At 63.4% G+C, this 16,643-nt stretch carries 18 protein-coding genes; 4 read left to right on the top strand and 14 right to left on the bottom strand.

Annotated features, from left to right (window positions below):
* The first annotated feature begins 52 nt into the window (after positions 1-52).
* Positions 53-1,219, top strand: a complete 1,167-nt coding sequence (locus tag ACK3R5_RS03800; protein WP_411965727.1) for a thiolase domain-containing protein — start codon at positions 53-55, stop codon at positions 1,217-1,219.
* Positions 1,219-1,599 carry a Zn-ribbon domain-containing OB-fold protein gene (locus ACK3R5_RS03795; protein ID WP_411968119.1) on the top strand — a complete coding sequence of 127 codons (381 nt, stop codon included), beginning with the start codon at positions 1,219-1,221 and terminating at the stop codon, positions 1,597-1,599. Before ACK3R5_RS03800 ends, ACK3R5_RS03795 begins: the two co-directional genes overlap by 1 nt.
* A gap of 20 nt (positions 1,600-1,619) precedes the next feature.
* Here the strand turns inward: ACK3R5_RS03795 and ACK3R5_RS03790 are convergent, their stop codons facing one another.
* The 6 genes from ACK3R5_RS03790 to ACK3R5_RS03765 all read right to left on the bottom strand — a co-directional run bounded on the left by ACK3R5_RS03790 (position 1,620) and on the right by ACK3R5_RS03765 (position 6,595).
* Positions 1,620-1,766: a hypothetical protein gene (locus ACK3R5_RS03790; RefSeq protein WP_411968118.1), complete on the bottom strand. Its 147-nt coding sequence runs from the start codon at positions 1,764-1,766 to the stop codon at positions 1,620-1,622.
* A 2-nt stretch (positions 1,767-1,768) separates the two neighbouring features.
* Positions 1,769-2,695, bottom strand: coding sequence for an alpha/beta fold hydrolase (locus tag ACK3R5_RS03785; protein WP_411968117.1), 927 nt, complete (start codon positions 2,693-2,695; stop codon positions 1,769-1,771).
* A 72-nt stretch (positions 2,696-2,767) separates the two neighbouring features.
* Entirely contained in the window at positions 2,768-3,874 is a 1,107-nt protein-coding gene (meaB, locus tag ACK3R5_RS03780) for a methylmalonyl Co-A mutase-associated GTPase MeaB (protein ID WP_411968116.1), read from the bottom strand.
* A 2-nt stretch (positions 3,875-3,876) separates the two neighbouring features.
* The gene (locus ACK3R5_RS03775) at positions 3,877-4,296 is read right to left on the bottom strand and encodes a cobalamin B12-binding domain-containing protein (protein WP_411965721.1); all 420 of its coding nucleotides are present in this window, start codon (positions 4,294-4,296) and stop codon (positions 3,877-3,879) included.
* 81 nt (positions 4,297-4,377) lie between these two features.
* Positions 4,378-6,198, bottom strand: coding sequence for a S9 family peptidase (locus tag ACK3R5_RS03770; protein WP_411968115.1), 1,821 nt, complete (start codon positions 6,196-6,198; stop codon positions 4,378-4,380).
* Between the two features lie 139 nt (positions 6,199-6,337).
* Positions 6,338-6,595, bottom strand: coding sequence for an MTH865 family protein (locus ACK3R5_RS03765; RefSeq protein ID WP_411965719.1), 258 nt, complete (start codon positions 6,593-6,595; stop codon positions 6,338-6,340).
* Positions 6,596-6,754: 159 nt separating this feature from the next.
* Here ACK3R5_RS03765 and ACK3R5_RS03760 point away from each other — a divergent pair, with 159 nt between their 5' ends.
* Together ACK3R5_RS03760 and ACK3R5_RS03755 are read left to right on the top strand one after the other, a co-directional pair.
* Positions 6,755-7,813 (top strand): M42 family metallopeptidase, encoded by a 1,059-nt coding sequence (locus ACK3R5_RS03760; protein WP_411968114.1) that lies wholly within the window; start codon positions 6,755-6,757, stop codon positions 7,811-7,813.
* Between the two features lie 107 nt (positions 7,814-7,920).
* Complete coding sequence (locus ACK3R5_RS03755) at positions 7,921-8,550, top strand: halocyanin domain-containing protein (RefSeq protein WP_411965717.1); 630 nt, start codon at positions 7,921-7,923, stop codon at positions 8,548-8,550.
* A 159-nt stretch (positions 8,551-8,709) separates the two neighbouring features.
* Here the strand turns inward: ACK3R5_RS03755 and ACK3R5_RS03750 are convergent, their stop codons facing one another.
* From ACK3R5_RS03750 to ACK3R5_RS03715, 8 genes are all read right to left on the bottom strand, one after another.
* Positions 8,710-9,768, bottom strand: a complete 1,059-nt coding sequence (locus ACK3R5_RS03750) for a glycosyltransferase family 4 protein (RefSeq protein ID WP_411968113.1) — start codon at positions 9,766-9,768, stop codon at positions 8,710-8,712.
* Between the two features lie 150 nt (positions 9,769-9,918).
* Positions 9,919-10,551 (bottom strand): DUF420 domain-containing protein, encoded by a 633-nt coding sequence (locus ACK3R5_RS03745; RefSeq protein WP_411965715.1) that lies wholly within the window; start codon positions 10,549-10,551, stop codon positions 9,919-9,921.
* Between the two features lie 500 nt (positions 10,552-11,051).
* Complete coding sequence (locus tag ACK3R5_RS03740) at positions 11,052-11,693, bottom strand: helix-turn-helix domain-containing protein (RefSeq protein ID WP_411968112.1); 642 nt, start codon at positions 11,691-11,693, stop codon at positions 11,052-11,054.
* Positions 11,694-12,070: 377 nt separating this feature from the next.
* Complete coding sequence (locus ACK3R5_RS03735) at positions 12,071-13,117, bottom strand: NAD(P)-dependent glycerol-1-phosphate dehydrogenase (RefSeq protein ID WP_411968111.1); 1,047 nt, start codon at positions 13,115-13,117, stop codon at positions 12,071-12,073.
* Between the two features lie 107 nt (positions 13,118-13,224).
* A complete protein-coding gene (locus ACK3R5_RS03730; protein ID WP_411968110.1) occupies positions 13,225-13,905 on the bottom strand; it encodes a LysE family translocator in 681 nt (226 codons plus the stop codon).
* 74 nt (positions 13,906-13,979) lie between these two features.
* A complete protein-coding gene (locus tag ACK3R5_RS03725; protein ID WP_411968109.1) occupies positions 13,980-14,675 on the bottom strand; it encodes a TMEM165/GDT1 family protein in 696 nt (231 codons plus the stop codon).
* Positions 14,672-15,370 (bottom strand): metal-dependent transcriptional regulator, encoded by a 699-nt coding sequence (locus tag ACK3R5_RS03720; RefSeq protein ID WP_411965710.1) that lies wholly within the window; start codon positions 15,368-15,370, stop codon positions 14,672-14,674. Before ACK3R5_RS03720 ends, ACK3R5_RS03725 begins: the two co-directional genes overlap by 4 nt.
* Before the next feature lie 97 nt (positions 15,371-15,467).
* Positions 15,468-16,637, bottom strand: a complete 1,170-nt coding sequence (locus ACK3R5_RS03715; RefSeq protein WP_411968108.1) for a threonine synthase — start codon at positions 16,635-16,637, stop codon at positions 15,468-15,470.
* Positions 16,638-16,643: the final 6 nt, after the last annotated feature.

Below are 16,643 nucleotides of genomic sequence, written 5' to 3'. Positions count from 1 at the left end.
GGTTTACGGGTGAACGGCAAGTTCAAGGGGCGTCTATCACGTACAATTATCCATGAACGAAGTACGAATCGCCGGGGTCGGACTGACCAAGTTCGGCAGTCATCCCGAGCGGACGGGCCGCGACCTGTTTGCCGAGGCAGCGCTCGCCGCCCGCGAGGAAGCCGACATCTCCCGTGAGGCGTACGACGAAGTCTTCTACGGGAATTTCATGGGTGAACTCGCGGAGGGACAGGGCCATCAGGGTCCGGTCGCCGCCGAGGCGGCAGGCCTCGACTGTCCTGCCACCCGTTACGAGTCGGCGTGTGCGTCCGCCGGTGTCGCCTTCCGGCAGGCCGTCCAGACGGTTCGCGCCGGCGGTGCCGACGTCGTGCTCGTCGGTGGGATGGAGCGGATGAACAACCTCGGAACCGCCAAGGTGACCCGTTCGCTCGCCATCGCTGCCGACGAGTTGTTCGAAGTTCGCGCCGGCGTCACGTTCCCCGGTGCGTACGCGCTCATGGCACGGGCGTACTTCGCCGAGTTCGGCGGCGACAACGAAGACTTGGCCCACATCGCCGTGAAGAATCACGCCAACGCGATGACCAACGAGTACGCGCAGTTCCACCGCGAGATAACCGTCGAAGACGTGCTCGAAAGCCCTACGGTTGCAGACCCGCTCACCCTCTACGACGCCTGTCCCATCACCGACGGTGCGAGCGCCGTCGTCCTCGTCAGCGACGACTACGCAGACGAACACGGTATCGACGCCCCCGTTCGCGTCACCGGGTCCGGACAGGGCGGCGACAAGGCCGCACTCCAGGACCGTGAGTATCTCGCACAGACGCCGGCGGCGACGAAAGCCGCGGAGATGGCCTACGCGGACGCCGGTATCACCGCCGCAGACGTAGAGGTGGCCGAAGTCCACGACTGCTTTACCATCGCCGAAGTGCTGGCACTCGAATCGCTCGGCTTCTACGAACCCGGCGAGGGCATCGGTGCGGCAGCACGCGGGGAGACGACGCGCGACGGCGACTTGCCGGTGAACCTCTCGGGCGGCCTGAAGGCGAAGGGCCACCCCGTCGGCGCGACGGGAACCGCACAGGTCGTCGAGATGGCGAAACTCCTCCGCGGTGACCACGCGAACAGTGACGCGGTGCCGGACGCTCGCGTCGGCGTCACCCACAACGCGGGTGGGACCGTCGCGAGTGCCGTCGTCCACGTGCTGGAGGTGATGGACTGATGGCAGACACTGGCTACGACGAGTGGGTCGCCGCCATCGCCGACGGTGAGGGCTACTACCTCGCCTGTCCCGACGGTCACGGGTCGCTCCCACCGCGACGTTCGTGTCCCCACTGTGGTGACGACGAACTGACCGAAGAACCGCTCGCAGAGACGGGAACCGTCGTCACGTTCACCGAGGTGCACGTTCCCGCCCCGAGTTTCGCCGACGAAGCGCCGTACGTGACCGCTATCGCGTCGTTCGGCCCGGTCAGACTCACGGGCGTCCTCCGCGACGTCTCGGGGTCGGACGTCGAACTCGGGATGTCGGTCACACCCGACGTCGACGTGAACGCGACGACGGGCGAGCAACTGCTCGTGTTCCGTCCGGCCGACGAATAGGCACCGCACCCCTCAGGCGGTCACTTCTCGCTTCTGTCGACGACTTCGCCCGGCGAGGTCCATCCGTAGACGTACGACCCGAGGACCCACACCCAGAATCCCGCCGCGAGCAACGCAATCGCTCCGTAGAGAAAGAGCGAGACGACGTCCAACGTCCCGTCGAGCATGGTCAGACGAGCGCGTCTCGAACCGTCTCGACGAAGGCGTTCGGGTACTCGACGTGCGGGAGGAGCATCGCATCGTCGAAGACGACGAGCGTGCAGTCGGCCCTCTCGGCGAGTTCTCGGCCGTCTTTCAGCGGGGTGATGTCGCTCTCGCGACCCCACACGAGCGTCGTCGGGACGTCGAGGGCCGCCAGCGACTCGCCGAGGTCGATATCCGAGTTGAGATAGCCGGAGATGAACGACGCCGGCGCGAACCGTGCGTTCTCCTGGTGGGCCGTCCGCCACTCGTAGTCCTCCCAGTCGTCGCCTGCCTTCGACGGGTCGTAGTAGCCGTGGTCGTCGTTGAAGTAGCGGATAGAGGGGCGCGAGGCAATCAGGTTGAAGAGTGCCTCACCGACCACCGGCGCGCGAACGAGTTCTCGAAGCCACTCGTTGGGTTCCGGACCGCCGCGTTCGGTGGGGCAGACGAGGACGAACCGGGACACCGACACGTCGTCGCGGGCGGCGGCGGCGACGGTGTAGGCGGCGGTGAGCGACGACGCGACGACTGCCGGGTCGTCGTACTCCGCGAGGAAGTCCCCGACGAAGTCCTCGTAGAGCGCCGGCGAGTAGTACAGTGGCGGGCGGTCCGAGAGGCCGAACCCGGGGAGGTCCGGGGCGACGACGTGGTAGTCTTCTGCGAGTTCGGAGAACACCTCGCGGAACTCGCCCGACGACCCGGCGGCGTTGATGCCGTGGAGGAAGACGAGCGTCGGCGCGTCTTCGTCGCCCGCCTCGACGTACGACACGTCCATCCCGCGCCAGCGGTAGGTCTGCGATGTTCCAGAGAGTGGCGGTTCGAGCGGGCCGGCACGGTTCGAGAGGGTGGCGTTGGCGGCGGCAGTGAGACCGATACCGGCCGCAGCGAGACCAATCGCTCGTCGGAGGTTCATGTCAGTGAGATAGTTCGCAGAGACCTTAATTCCCCGCCGGAATAGGGTCGGTGACCGAGAACCGTGGTTCTCTCAGTCGTCTCGGTCTTCGAGACACTCCCGAAGCGGTTCGAGAACGTCTTCGGTGACCGCGTAGGGGTCCGTCTCCTTGTCGACGACGGCCCGTGCGAACTGTTCGACGCCGCCGCGGCGGTCCAGTTCGCGTTCGAGGAGTCGGTTCACGTCGCTTCGGAGTAGTTGCCGAATCTCCTCGCCAGCGCGTTGTTTGGCTTTCTCGTCGAGTTCACCCGACTCGGTGAGGTAGCTGTAGTGGTCCGAGAGCGTCTCGACGAGCGTCTCGATTCCCTCGCCAGTCGTCGCGACAGTTTCGAGCACCTGCGGCGTCCAGAACGGGGTGACGTCCGCCTCGTCGGCGTCGCCCGCCGTCGCGTCGCCCGCACCGTGCGTGTCTGACTCGCCGTGGCCGTGCGTCTCGGCCATCGCGTCGCCGCCGTGGTGACCCATGTTCAGTCCCTTCGTCGGGTCGTCGTCACGGAGGTGAATCATCTCCTGTAATTCGGCGACGGTTCGGGATGCGCCCTCCATGTCCGCCTTGTTTACGACGAAGAGGTCACCGATTTCGAGGATGCCGGCTTTGAGCATCTGCACGTCGTCGCCGCTGCCGGGTTGGACGAGGACGACGACGGTATCTGCCGTCTTCACCACGTCGACTTCGTTCTGCCCGGCACCGACTGTCTCGATGATGATGCGGTCCTTGCCGAAGGCGTCGAGGGCTTTCACGGCGTCCGCCGTGGCCGTCGAGAGGCCGCCGAGTTGGCCGCGGGCGCTCATCGACCGGAAGAACACGTCCATGTCGCCGACGTTCGACGCCATGCGAATCCGGTCGCCGAGGACCGCACCGCCGGTGTACGGCGACGATGGGTCGACGGCGATGACGCCGACAGTCTCGCCCTGGTCGCGGTAATGTTTGGCGAGTTTGTCCACGAGCGTCGATTTGCCGGCACCGGGACTGCCGGTGATACCGACGACGGAGGCGTGGCCCGTGTGGGCGTGAATCTCGGAGACGATGTCTCGGTAGCCGGGTGACTGTGATTCGATTTTCGTGATGACGCGCGCGAGTGCTCGGTGCTCGCCGTCGAGCAATCTGTCGACGAGGTCGGATTCGACCGCCCGACCCATCGTCAGTTACGCTCGGGCGCGTTTTCCTTCACGAAGTCGATAGTCTCCTGCATCGGCGTGCCCGGCCCGAAGATGGCGTCGACGCCCTCGTCGAGGAGTTTGGGGCGGTCCTCTTCGGGGATGATGCCACCGACGATGACGAGTGTGTCGTCGAGTGCGCCGTACTCTTCGAGGCCGGCCATCACCTTCGGAACGAGTGTGTTGTGTGCACCCGAGAGGATGGAGATGCCGAGCACGTCCACGTCCTCTTGGACGGTGGCCTGAATGATTTCGTCGGGTGCTCGGTGGAGTCCGGAGTAGATGACTTCGAATCCCGCGTCGCGGAAGGCGCGAGAGATTACGTGTGCGCCACGGTCGTGGCCGTCGAGTCCCACCTTCGCGATGAGACACCGGATAGTTCGTTGTTCAGAGTCCGCGCTCATAGACAGAGGTTCGGCATCCCGCGCTTTGACTCTAACGGAAGATGAGGAAGGTTGCCGCCCGAGACGTCGTCGCCGTGTCGGCTATTCGACGTGGGCCGTGCCGACGTATTCGTCGAGGAACTCGGCAATCTGCGTGTAGGCGTCGATACGGTTCTCCAGTTTGGAAAACCCGTGACCCTCGTCGTCGAAGATGAGTTCACGGACGTGGGCGTGTTCCCGTGCCTCCTCGACCAGTTGGTGGGCCTCGCTCACGGGGACGCGCGGGTCGTTCTCGCCGTGGAGGACGAAAAGCGGTGCGCGAATCTTCTCGACGTTGTTGAGCGGCGAGATGGATTCGAGGAACTCCCGGTCGTCTTCGAGCGACCCGTACTCCGCCTCCCGGAGTTCGCGCCGCCACTCGCCGGTGTTTTCGAGGAACGTGACGAAGTTGGCGATGCCGACGATGTCGATACCGGCGGCCCAGAGGTCGGGATACTCCGTCATCGACGCGAGTACCATGAACCCACCGTAGGAACCGCCCATCGCGACGATTTTGTCGGGGTCCACTGCCGGATGGTCGTGTAACCACTCCACGGCCGCCTCGATGTCGGCGACGGAGTCCATCCGCTTTTCGACGTCGTCGAGGTGGCCGTAGGCCTTCCCGTAGCCAGCAGACCCGCGGACGTTCGGTTCGAAGTAGGCGTACCCGCGAGAGAGGAAGTACTGTTTCACCGCCGAGAACGACGGTCTGCGCTGTGATTCGGGGCCGCCGTGGATGTCCACGATGACCGGCGTCTCGCCCTCGGGTGACTCCTCGGGGAGCGTGAAGAACGCCGGGATGTCTCGGCCGTCGAACGTCGGATAGCGGACGAGTTCCGGCGCGACGAACGTGTCCCGAGGGATGCCCGCCGTCGCGGCGAGCGTCCAGCGCTCGGCGTCGCCGGTAGTCAACTCGACGACGTAGACGTTGGCGGTATCTGCACTGGCGGTCACCGTGAGCGCCGCGCGAGCGCCATCCGGTGAGAACGAGACACCGCCGGCGACGCCCTTCGGAAGGTCCGGTTCGGGGAACGTCTCTATCTCGTCGGGGGAACGGAGTTCGCCGAAGGTGAGTTCGGTGTAGCCGTCGACGTTTCGAGCGTAGACCAGTCGGCGCGACTCGTGGTCGATGTTGACGCCCTCTATCTCGTAGTCGCCGCCGGATTCGACGAGCGTGAACTCGTCGGTTTCGAGGTCGTATCGGACGAGTTCGAGCGTGTCGCTGTCTCGGTCGGACACCATGTAGATGTTCTCGCCGTCGGGCCCCCACGAGGCGCTCTGGAATCTGACGGTTCCCTCGTGTGGCGTGATGTGGCGCAACTCGTTCGTTATCAGGTCGAGGACGTAGACGTCCTGGTCGAAGTTCGAGTACGCCTCTTCGACGATGAGTTTCGAGTCGTCAGGGGACCACCCGCCGATAGTCAACCACCCCTCTCCCTCGTGGACGAGCGTGGCGTCGTTTCCGACGCCGTCGCGAGACTGGACGTACACGTCGAAGACGGCGTTGTCCCGACGGTTCGACGTGAAGGCGAAGCGACTCCCATCGTGACTCCACCCACCCCAGCGGTGTTTCGCGTCGGGGTGTTCGGTCAGGTTCTCGACGACGCCCGTGTCGGGTTCGAGGCGGAACAGTTGTTCGCGCTCGTTGCCGCCTTTGTCCATCCCGAAGACGAACTCTGGGTTCTCGGGTGACCACGACGCGAACGTGACGCGCTCGTCGTAGAAGGTGCGTTGTTCCGGCCAGTTACCGGGGCCGTCGACGGTCCAGACCTGTGGAACGCCGGTCGTATCCATGAGAAACGAGAGGCGGCCACCATCAGGGGCGAAGGAAGCACCGTAGGCGCTCCTGATGTGCAGGTAGCGCTCGATGTCGTAGGTACGCATACCACAAGTGTTGGTTCGGTGGCGAGAAATCGGTTTGGGTGTCAGAAGTCCGAGAGACGTGGGGTGAACCGTCGAGTGGTCGGTGCTGCCGCTCGGCGGTTCGAAAACGTGGTATCGAGGAGTGTACGTCGTACCGCGCTCAGATCATCCCTTCTTCTTTGAGGCCCGCCATGATGTCGTCGACGAGGCTCTCGGCGTCTTCGTACGGGAAGTCCTGGTGCTTTCCGAGCTTTGCGGCGAGTTCCATCGCCGTGATGGTGACGCCGTCTGCTTCGAACTTCGTGCCGGGGCCGTTCGGAAGCGCGGGAACGAGCGACATCTGGTTCTTGACGGGGAAACTCGCGTTCGCGAACGCATCCATAAACTGGTCTCGGAGTTGAGATTCTACGTCGGACATACTCTGTACGTTCGTAGTGAGGTGGAAAAATATTCCGGAACAACCAACAACACGTGGGCAGTTCTTTTTCTCGGTCGGTACCGTGCAGTCCCCGACGAATCGCTGGAGACGGCCGTCTCGTCCAGGACTGGTGGACTTATCTACGACGGCAATTCATGCATGACTATGGACTTCGATTTCGACTTCGACCGTCTCAAGCAACTCACAGAGACCAGCGGCGTCCCCGGGTACGAAGACCGGATTCGCGCGCTCGTACGTGAGGACCTCGAAGCGACGACTGACCGCGTCAGCGTCGACGCCATGGGCAACGTCGTCGGCACCATCGAGGGAGAGGGAGATTACGAAGTCGCCGTCGCCGCACACATGGACGAGATTGGCTTCATGGTCCGTCACATCAACGACGACGGGTTCCTCCAACTCGACGCACTCGGCGGGTGGGACCCGCGCGTCCTGAAGGCCCAGCGAGTCACCGTCCACGCAGAGGACAGCGATTTCACCGGCGTCATCGGCTCTGTCCCACCGCACACGCTCACTGAAGAACAGAAGAAGAAAGAGCCGAAGGTCGAAGACGTCTACGTCGACCTCGGCCTGCCCGCAGAGACCGTCGAAGCGGAGGTTTCCGTCGGTGACCTCGTGACGATGGAACAGACCACCGTCAAGATGGGCGACCACGTCACGGGGAAGGCCATCGACGACCGCGTCTGTCTCTTTGCGATGCTCGAAGCGGCGCGTCGCATCGAGAACCCGCAGGTCACCATCCACTTCGCAGCGACCGTTCAGGAGGAAGTCGGCCTCCGCGGTGCACAGGCACTCGGCGTCGACCTCGACCCCGACCTCGCACTCGGCCTCGACACCACCGTCGCCAACGACGTGCCCGGGTTCGAACCGGCCGACTACGTGACCCAACTCGGCGAAGGTGCGGGCATCAAACTGAAAGACTCCAGTGCCATCGCCAACCCGAAAGTCCACCGTCGCCTGCGCGACGTCGCCGAGGAGAACGACATCGCCTACCAGATGGAACTGCTCCCCGCGGGCGGCACGGACACTGGCGGGTTCCAGAACACCTACGGTGCCAAACCCGTCGGCGCAATCTCGATGCCGACGCGCTACCTCCACACCGTGACCGAGAGCGTCCACGGCGACGACGTGACCGCGTACATCGACCTTCTGACCGCATTCTTGACAAGCGAAACCGGCGATTTCGACTACACGCTCTGAGGCGGCCGAACTATAACGGCTCGCCCCCGTCAAATTGAGGGCAATTCGAAATCGTCTCTCGAACGAGAACCAAAGTATTCACTACAGGCCCACACCAAGCGGCGGACATGACCGACGGCAACGTGGATATGTCTCGGCGGGCGTTCCTCGGGGCGGCCGCTGGTGGCGCTGCGGTCGCCGCCACCTCCGGCACGGCCGCGGCGCAGACGCAAGAACCAGACTTCGGTGGCTACCTCGACGGCGTCGACGGAGGGTACGAAGACCTTCGTGGACAGAGCGAAGTCACCATCGAGGTGGGCGCAGAGGGGAACGGCGGTGCCCTCGCGTTCGCCCCCGCTGGTGTCTGGGTCGACCCCGGAACGACCGTGACGTGGGAGTGGACCGGCGAAGGCGGCGGCCACAACGTGAAGATGGAAGAAGGCCCTGCGAGTCTCGACTCCGGTGCGCCCGTCGCTGAAGCGGGCACCACCTACGAGTACACCTTCGAAGAGGCCGACGCAGGCATCTCGAAGTACTACTGCGCGCCCCACCAGGCGCTCGGCATGCTCGGGGCAGTCGCCGTCGGCGGCGACGTCCCAGTCGTCGAAACCGGTGGTGGCGGCGGCGGCTCGAGTGTCCCGCAGGTTCCGGGCAGTGCGAAGGCGCTCGGCGTCGCGACGACGTTCGCGATGATTGCGACGCTCGGCCTCGCGTACTTCTTCATGAAATACGGCGGCGATTACGAGATAAACGAGTAATCTCCCCCGCATTCCCCCGTTCTCGCGTTCGTGAGCGGCAGCACTCGTTCTCCACCTCGGTGCGAACTGGAGCGGTGCGTCCACCAGTGGGCGGTGCGTCCACCAGTGAAGCGACTGTGCGCGTGAAATCAGGGCGACGGACGCAGGACTGTCGTCGCGTCAGAAGAAGCCGTAGTCGGCAATCTCCGCTTCGTACACCGACTCGAACTGGTCGACGACGTGGTCGTAATCGTAGTCGGCGAACGCCTCGTCGACTGTCTGGTGGTCGAACCCACGTGCGGCGACGATTTCGTCCGCGAGTTCCTGCGGACTCGTGACCAGCGACCCGCGTCGCCGGCCTTCGACGAGTTCGTGGGCCGCAGAGCGGGCTTGGTACTCGACGATGCTCACACATCCGCAGGCGAGTGCCCACAAGAGGTTCGTCGCGAAGGGTTCGACAGTCGCCGTCTGGGCGAAGACGTGCGCGCCTTTCAGAATCGGAACCGCCTCCTTGGCCGAGAGTTCGCCGGCGAACTCGACTCTGTCGTCGATTCGGAGGTCACGTGCGGTCTGTTCTGCGTTCGACCGTTCGGGGCCGTCGCCGACGACGACGGCGTCCCACTCTTTGTCGCGGAGTTCTGCGAGGGCGAGGAGGAAGCTCTCGACGTTGGCGTGTTCGTCGAGTTCTCGTGCGTAGACGACGTCGGCACGTTTCTCGATGGGCGCGTCCCGGACGATGTCCATGTCGATGGGTTCGGGGACGACGTGGGTCGAATTCACCGACGCGCCGAGTTCGCGGACGTCTGTCCGAACCATCTCCGAGGGCGTCAAGACTGCGTGAGGCGACTTCGCCGCGCGTCGATAGGCCCGCGACCCGCCGCGTTCGTCACGTGACCACCAGTCAGCGACGACGGGGACTCTGAGGAACCGCGCGGCCGTCTTGGCCGCCGTCACGTGCGACGGCGGAAAACTCGCGACCTGAATCACGTCCGGGTCGACTTCACGGAGGACGAACGGCACGCGAGAGGCGAACCGGCCCGCCGCCGGTGAGTCGGTGACCCGGTGGTAGGTCACGTCGTTCTGTTCGAACTCGATAGATTCGCCACCCCACCACTTGGCACAGAGGACGACGACGTCGTTCCCGCGTTCGGAGAGGAGTTCTGCGGTTCGCCGCGTTCGTATCGTCGCGCCCGTCTCTTCGTGGTGTGGTGTGTACATCGAGACGAGTGCGACGCGCATATTCGCGGCCACTACGTGATGCGATAAAAATCCACGTCTTTCACGCCCGCCATTCGAAGCGAACGGGTTGAGGACACAGGTGGTCGAAGTCTAGTTCGAGAACGCAGGTGAGAAAAACAGTCGTGGGAGCGTAGTCGAGACTGGTCGCCGTCAGAGACCGACGAGTGGTGCGGCGAGCGCTGCCACCGACGACACCTCGTACTCCCATCCGTAGACCTGATTGAGGAGCAAGTAGGTTACGACGCCGAGGACGAGCGAGAGTAACCACGCTGCGGCGGCGAAGCGGCCGATTTTTTTGTGCGGCGTCTCGGTGCGCAGTTCGTGCTCGGAGTGCGAGATGCCGAGGATGAGCGCGTAGAGAACCACCGGCACCGAGACGATAGAGAGGATGATGTGAATCGCCAACATCGCGAGGTACGGGTAGTAGACGTACGCTGGCCCGACGAACTCCTTGGTCCCACCGCCCCCAATCTTCGTGAGGTACATGACGAGGAAGAGGATGATGAGTCCGAAGGCCGTAATCATCGCCGCTTTGTGCTTTCGAACCTCGTCGCGCCGAATCCAGCGCCACCCTGCCGCGATGACGAAGACGTTTATCGTGTTCACCAGTGCGATAGCGTCCGAGAGTCGGTTCACTTGTTCGAGCGACAACCGTGGGAAGACGTTGGCGGGAACCAATCCGGTGAACGTCCCGATGACGAGACCGTATCCGATGGCCGAGAGGATGACAGTCGCCGCCGCAGGATGTTCTTTCAGCGGGTTGCCCGCGCTCGCAGTTGCCATGTCAGATATGTATGCGGCGGCCCTATTCCATCTTCGGGTTCGGGACGAGTTGGGGGACGGAACCATCGAAATCTTCGAACTGTGTCAGAAATAGCGTGCTGAATAGAGAGGGTGTATGTGTCACTTCACACAAATCGTGGAATTATCTCGAAACACGCTAGTACCGGCAGAAGTGTGCTTGATTCGCACCTGTTCGGGCAGGGAACTGTGGTTGATTGGGACGAGAACAAGCAATTCTTCCTGTTGTGTCTCCACCCACTCCTTCATAGAGTTCGAGTTCCAGCAACAGGGCGTCCACGCTCCCGATTCGAGGTGGTTCCACACGTCCACATCACCGTAATAATGGCCGTCACTGCATCGATAAACTGTCCCCCCGCCTTCCGATTTAGTCATGTAGTTCCATTGGTGCGTCAAGTGAGGGATCGGCACCGAGAATCGTAGACAGAGTTGGCTGCATCTGGTCGAGTAGCTCAGTTGGTTCTACGAACTGTCGCTCTGGGTCATAGGTTATGAGCCCTCCCGAGGACGTGCTTGATTCCGCGTCGGAGGCGGGAGGCGACTGCCTGCTGTGAGATACCGAGTTCCTCGCCGAGTTCTGCCATCGTAATCTTCCGCGGAGACTCGAAGTAGCCACGCTCGTAGGCGAGTATCAACGCCTCTTGCTGGGTGTCAGTGAGAGTGTCTTCTGTTGCCGTCTCAACCCGTGTGAGCGCGTTCAACGCCGTCAACGTGACAGGGATGTCCAGTTCTCGACAGCGTCGTTGAAAGTCTGCGATGTCGCTTTGTTGGTCGCCGCGTATCTCGAACGTCCACTGCTGGTTTGTGCCGATGGCCTCGATGAGCGGCACATCTGTCTCTGCCAATATAGTGAGCACGTCGGCGTACTCCACCGACCACTCGACGCGTAACAGGTACTCGTCTTCAACAGAGTCAACGAGACGAATATCCTTCACGCCCGGGTGCTCGGTGAATGCGCCCTCGATGTCGTTGACTTCGGTTCCCCGTACCCAGAAGTAGGGAATCACCACGTCCCGCGCGGGGACAATTCGCTCCAGTTCGACCGTCACGTTCGGCAGTTGGTTGAACACAGTCCCCAAGGGAAATTGGTCTGACGGAACTGTGAACGTCGCCTCGGTAGCCATCGCATCTACCGTCGACGTCCAACTGTAAATGTTTGCCACTGGTCAACTACCATTCTCGTCGTGCCACCGGCCCGGACGCAGTATCTCTCGGCCCGAGAATCGGTATCAGGTGCATCTTGTCCCAAACAGTGGGCTCGCTAATACGGTATCCGAGGTCGTTACCAGCTCCCTCTGTACGTAACACTGAGGCCGGGAACGTCACCTGACCGATACGCGCCCTCTATTCAGCACGCCCTCGACAAACTGTCATCGAACATAACTCCGACAAAGCCGTGGAACCGCCACGGACACCGCGAAGGTGTGAGACGTAACTGCTCTGTCCCACGAACGAGGCCGAAAGTCGAGTCTCGCTGCGTTTTCCCTCGAAAAAGGCGGGCTTAGATGACGCCCGTAATCGTCGCCGCCTCGATAGCAGCGTCTTCGCTCACGCCGTTTCCGAGAATCGTGTAGCGGTCACGAATCGTGTGTGCCGTCGTGAGTGCCTCGATAATCGTCTCGTCGTCGATGCCGAGTTCGTCGGCCGTCGTCGGCGCGCCCATCGTCGAGAGGGCGTTGCGGATGTTCTGCCAGTCGCCTTTCTCGCCGCTGTGGAAGTACTCGGTCATGATTGCCCCGACGCCGACCTGATGGCCGTGCAGTGCCCGTCCCGGTGCGAGGCGGTCGAGTTGGTGCGAAAAGAGGTGTTCTGCACCCGACGCGGGACGCGACGAACCGGCGATAGACATCGCGACACCCGAGGAGACGAGGGCCTTCGTCACAATCCACGCGGATTCTTCGAGGCCGGGTTTGATGGAGCCTGCACTCTCGACGAGCAGTTCGGCGGTCATCTGCGCCAGCGCACCAGCGTATTCGGAGTACTCGACGTTCTGGAGGCGGTGGGCGAGTTGCCAGTCTTTCACTGCCGTGTAGTTCGAGATGATGTCTGCACAGCCTGCGGTGGTGAGTTCCCACGGCGCTTCGGCCAACAGTTCCGTGTCGGCGACGACTGCCAGCGGCGGGTCTGCGGCAACCGAGTGGCGGGTGTCGCCTTCGGGAATCGAGGACCGACCAGAGACGATACCGTCGTGACTCGCCGCCGTCGGAACCGACACGAACCCACATTCGAGACTGTCGGCGGCCATCTTCGCCACGTCGATGGGCTTGCCGCCACCGAGGGCGATGAGATAGCCGGCGTCCATCTCGCGGCCGATTTCGACGACGCGTTCGACCGACTCGAAACTCGCACGGTCCAGCGAGACGGACGAGATACCGTCGAACTGCGCGCGTACTCGCTCGCCTGCGATACGCTCGGGCGAGGGACTCGTGACCAAGAGCGGTTCGCCAGAGAGATAGAGCTCTGCGACTGCGTCGGCGAGTTGGTCGAGGACGCCGTGGCCGACGAGGACGTTTCGCGGCAACTTAATCCACGTCGATTTGTCGAACATACACACGCATCGGCCACGATGGTTGATAGTGTTTCTCGTCTGGGGTCCGACAGGACAGACGTCAGTCGACGGGCGAGAATAGAACGCGAGGGACGGGCGTCAGCGCCTCAGACGAGCGTGCGGACGGCATCCCACAGGAACATGACGCCGAACCCACCGAGGACGACGGCACTGAGCGCGGCGACCACCGGGGCGAACGACTCGACCCGTTTTTCGGCCGCGACGAGTGCTGCGGGGAACCCGGTCACCCAGATGGCGATGCCGCCGAAGAAGCCGAGGATGAGTGCGGGACTCCCCGTCTGGACGACGAGCAGGTTCGTGAGTGAGTCGCCGAGGTACGGCGTATGGGAGAGCACGTCGACGGTTCCGGTTTCGAGGAGGCCGACGCCGATGGTGAGCCAGAACAGAATCTGGTACGGGTTCGTCAGCGCGAGGACGAACGCCTTCGTGAACCCGGCGCTGTCGGCGTCCGGGTCGGCCGCCTCACGGAACGTCGAACTCGTCTCTCTGGCGGCACCGTAGGCGAAATAGAGCATGAGGAGGCCGCCGGCACCGACCATCACGGCCCGAATCGTCGGGAATCGTTCGACGAACGCCACGAGTCCGAGCGCCGCGAGGACGAAGAACAGGGCGTCGGCACTCATCGCTCCGAGGCCAGCACGAACACCGGACGACCACCCACGGACGACGCTCTCTTCGGCGATGACGGCGTTCATCGGTCCCGGCGGCGCGGCGAGGGCGAGGCCGAAGACCAACCCGGCGGCGAGGGTCGGGAGCGCGGTAGGCATCAGCGTCTCTTGGCTCGTTCCCGTGAAAAATGACGCGGAACCGGTGACGACACCCTCGCTACGACGGCGGCCGATTAGACGAGCGTGAGAATCGCGTCGGCGGCGCCACCGACGAACGTCTCCCACATGGAGAACCCAGTGAAGATAGCGATGGTCGTGTCGATGGCGAAGAAGCCGAACAGTGCGGCGGCCCCGAGATACGCCTTTCGGGTGTCGAACCGGTCGGAAAAGCGGTAGAAGAAGTACGCGTTGGCGATGCTCACCGGGATGATGGCGAGCATCTCGCCGGCCCATATCGCGGGATGTGCACCGTACTGGACGGCGAGGCCGATAGTCACCAGTTGCGTCTTGTCTCCGAACTCACCGGCGGCCATCATCGCGAAGATGGGGAAGAACCCACCGAACCCGTGGTTGGAGAGTTCCCGGCCGAAGATGGTCGGTGTCGAGTCGACATCGGTGAACCCGCCGTCGGTGGCAACGCCGCGCTCGCGCTTCGCTGGCGTCGAACGGTAGAGTAACACGGCGAAGAGGGCGAACAGGACGGCGGTAAACGCGTCGAGTAGGACCGGTGGCAACGCGTTCTTCAGCGCCTGACCGAGCGCGATTTCCAGCGCCGTCCAGATGGCGAACGCTGACACCGCCGCCGCGACGACGACTTTCGGGTCGAAGCGCGTCGAGAGACCGGCGATGATGAACTGGGCCTTCTCGCCGGGCAACACCGCTAACTGGGCGACGAGTGCGACGACGAGAATTTCGGTCCAGCCGGTCATCGCGTGGAGACGCCCTCGTCTTCACACTCCGCTTCGGGAGCGCGGACGCGAATCGTCTTCGCGACGGACTCGGGGAGGCTCTGTTCTCGGTCCGTCTCTGCGACGCGAACCGTCACCATCCCGAACGGCGCGACGTCGGTTATCTCGATGGTCGTCCCCGGCGTCACACCCGCCTCGGAGAGATATTCGAGTTCCTCTGGGTCACGGTCACTGACGCGACAGACGACGAGCGTCTCACCGACGTCGTGGTCCGAGAGCGTAGTCAACCCGTCCGACTTCGGCGGCGTGAGGTCGGCACTCGGAATCGGGTCGCCGTGTGGGTCGACTTCTGGATTCCCCAGCGCGGCGGCGACGCGGCGTTCGAACTCCTCGCTGATGTGATGTTCGAGCGCGTCCGCCTCTTCGTGGACTTCGCTCCACGAGTAGTCGAGGTGCTCGGTCAGGTACGCCTCCAGCAGGCGGTGGTGTCGCAGCACTTCGAGCGCGACAGTCTCGCCTTCCGTGGTCAACTCGACGCCCTTGTACTTCTCTCGGTCTATCAGGCCGCGCTCTTCGAGTTTGCCGACCATACTCGTCACCGTCGGCGGCGTCTTCCCGAGATACTCGGCGATATTGGAGGTAGAGACTGGAGGGCCGTGTTCCATCTGAAGCGTGTAGATTGCCTTCAGGTAATCCTCCATCACGTCGCTCAACATAGAACGAATTAGACGTGTCTAAACTAAATATCCTGCGGGTGGAAAACACGCTTCGAGACGTGAACTACAACGCGGACCAACCGCGACGCGGTTTCGGTTAGATTCCCTGTCCCATCAGGTGACTGCGGAGGATGTCGGCGTTCTTCGTCCCGGACTCGGTGTTGACGACGACGACATCGTCGTCCTCGTCGAACTCGTCTGTGAGTTCCCACGCCGCCGCGAGTGCGACACCGCCAGCGACACCCACTTCGACGCCGGCAGTCTGTGCGGCCGTCACCGCCGATTCGAGGGCGTCGTCGTCGTCGACGGAGACGGCGAGGCCGTTCGACGCGTCGAGTGCCTGCAGTGCGAGTGCCCCGCCAGCAGGGTCCGGAATCTCCAGTTCGCCGACGATAGTGTCGGGGTGGTTCCACGCCTCGACGGCGTCGTTGCCGGCCTCCCACGCAGTCGTAATCGGGGCACACCCGACCGATTGCGCGGCGACGAGTCGCGGCACGTCGTCGACGAGGCCGAGTTCCGACAGGTCGCGGAACCCTTTGAAGACGCCGTAGAGGAGTTCACCAGTCGCGACGGGGACGACCACCCAGTCGGGAACGGTCCAGTCGAGTCGCTCGGCAATCTCGTAGGCGACGGTTTTCGCCCCCTCGTGGCGGTACGGGTTGTCGAACTCCTGGAGCGTGTACCAGTCGCTCTTGAGTTTCTCGTGAAGCGCCGACAGCGCCGCCGGATAGCGTCCACCGATGACTTTCATCTGCCCGCCGTGGACGTTCACCATCGCCTTGTTGGGAAACGGCGTCCGCGACGGGACGAAGCCGTAGGAACGCACGTCGACGAGGCCCGCATAGGAGGCCGCAGACTGCGCACTGTTGCCGGCAGAGGCGTGTGCGACGACTTCTGCGTCGGCCTCTCGTGCCGCCGTCACGGCCAGCGAGAGGCCCCTGTCGAGGAACGTGCCGGTTGGGTTCCGGCCCTCGTCTTTGATGCGCAGTGACCCGACTCCCGCCTCGTCACCGAGTGCCGGGGCGTCGACGAGCGGCGTCGCACCTTCGTTGGCCGTCACCGGGTCGGAGAAGGGAAGCAGTTCGCGGTAGCGCCACATCGTATCGAAGGGTCGCTCCGAGAGCGTCTCGGCGTCCCACTCGACGGCGTCGAGGTCGTACGTCGGGTCCAGCGGTGCGTCGGCGTCGCTGAGACCGGTTACGTCGGCGTCGTACTCGTCACCGGTCGCCGTACACACCAGCCCTGAGAACGTGTCGGACGTCTGCATACGCGG

The organism is Haloferax sp. YSSS75, assembly GCF_046764215.1.
GTDB lineage: Archaea > Halobacteriota > Halobacteria > Halobacteriales > Haloferacaceae > Haloferax.
This window is presented reverse-complemented; position numbering and strand designations above follow the sequence as displayed.

Bases quoted from the DNA above. Each gene is read 5' to 3' on its own strand.
- ACK3R5_RS03755 (WP_411965717.1), top strand. From the start codon at position 7,921: ATGACCGACGGCAACGTGGATATGTCTCGGCGGGCGTTCCTCGGGGCG.
- ACK3R5_RS03720 (WP_411965710.1), bottom strand. From the start codon at position 15,370: ATGTTGAGCGACGTGATGGAGGATTACCTGAAGGCAATCTACACGCTT.
- meaB (WP_411968116.1), bottom strand. From the start codon at position 3,874: ATGGGTCGGGCGGTCGAATCCGACCTCGTCGACAGATTGCTCGACGGC.
- ACK3R5_RS03735 (WP_411968111.1), bottom strand. From the start codon at position 13,117: ATGTTCGACAAATCGACGTGGATTAAGTTGCCGCGAAACGTCCTCGTC.
- ACK3R5_RS03750 (WP_411968113.1), bottom strand. From the start codon at position 9,768: ATGCGCGTCGCACTCGTCTCGATGTACACACCACACCACGAAGAGACG.
- ACK3R5_RS03770 (WP_411968115.1), bottom strand. From the start codon at position 6,198: ATGCGTACCTACGACATCGAGCGCTACCTGCACATCAGGAGCGCCTAC.
- ACK3R5_RS03760 (WP_411968114.1), top strand. From the start codon at position 6,755: ATGACTATGGACTTCGATTTCGACTTCGACCGTCTCAAGCAACTCACA.
- ACK3R5_RS03795 (WP_411968119.1), top strand. From the start codon at position 1,219: ATGGCAGACACTGGCTACGACGAGTGGGTCGCCGCCATCGCCGACGGT.
- ACK3R5_RS03740 (WP_411968112.1), bottom strand. From the start codon at position 11,693: ATGGCTACCGAGGCGACGTTCACAGTTCCGTCAGACCAATTTCCCTTG.
- ACK3R5_RS03785 (WP_411968117.1), bottom strand. From the start codon at position 2,695: ATGAACCTCCGACGAGCGATTGGTCTCGCTGCGGCCGGTATCGGTCTC.
- ACK3R5_RS03775 (WP_411965721.1), bottom strand. From the start codon at position 4,296: ATGAGCGCGGACTCTGAACAACGAACTATCCGGTGTCTCATCGCGAAG.
- ACK3R5_RS03715 (WP_411968108.1), bottom strand. From the start codon at position 16,637: ATGCAGACGTCCGACACGTTCTCAGGGCTGGTGTGTACGGCGACCGGT.
- ACK3R5_RS03790 (WP_411968118.1), bottom strand. From the start codon at position 1,766: ATGCTCGACGGGACGTTGGACGTCGTCTCGCTCTTTCTCTACGGAGCG.
- ACK3R5_RS03730 (WP_411968110.1), bottom strand. From the start codon at position 13,905: ATGCCTACCGCGCTCCCGACCCTCGCCGCCGGGTTGGTCTTCGGCCTC.
- ACK3R5_RS03745 (WP_411965715.1), bottom strand. From the start codon at position 10,551: ATGGCAACTGCGAGCGCGGGCAACCCGCTGAAAGAACATCCTGCGGCG.
- ACK3R5_RS03800 (WP_411965727.1), top strand. From the start codon at position 53: ATGAACGAAGTACGAATCGCCGGGGTCGGACTGACCAAGTTCGGCAGT.
- ACK3R5_RS03765 (WP_411965719.1), bottom strand. From the start codon at position 6,595: ATGTCCGACGTAGAATCTCAACTCCGAGACCAGTTTATGGATGCGTTC.
- ACK3R5_RS03725 (WP_411968109.1), bottom strand. From the start codon at position 14,675: ATGACCGGCTGGACCGAAATTCTCGTCGTCGCACTCGTCGCCCAGTTA.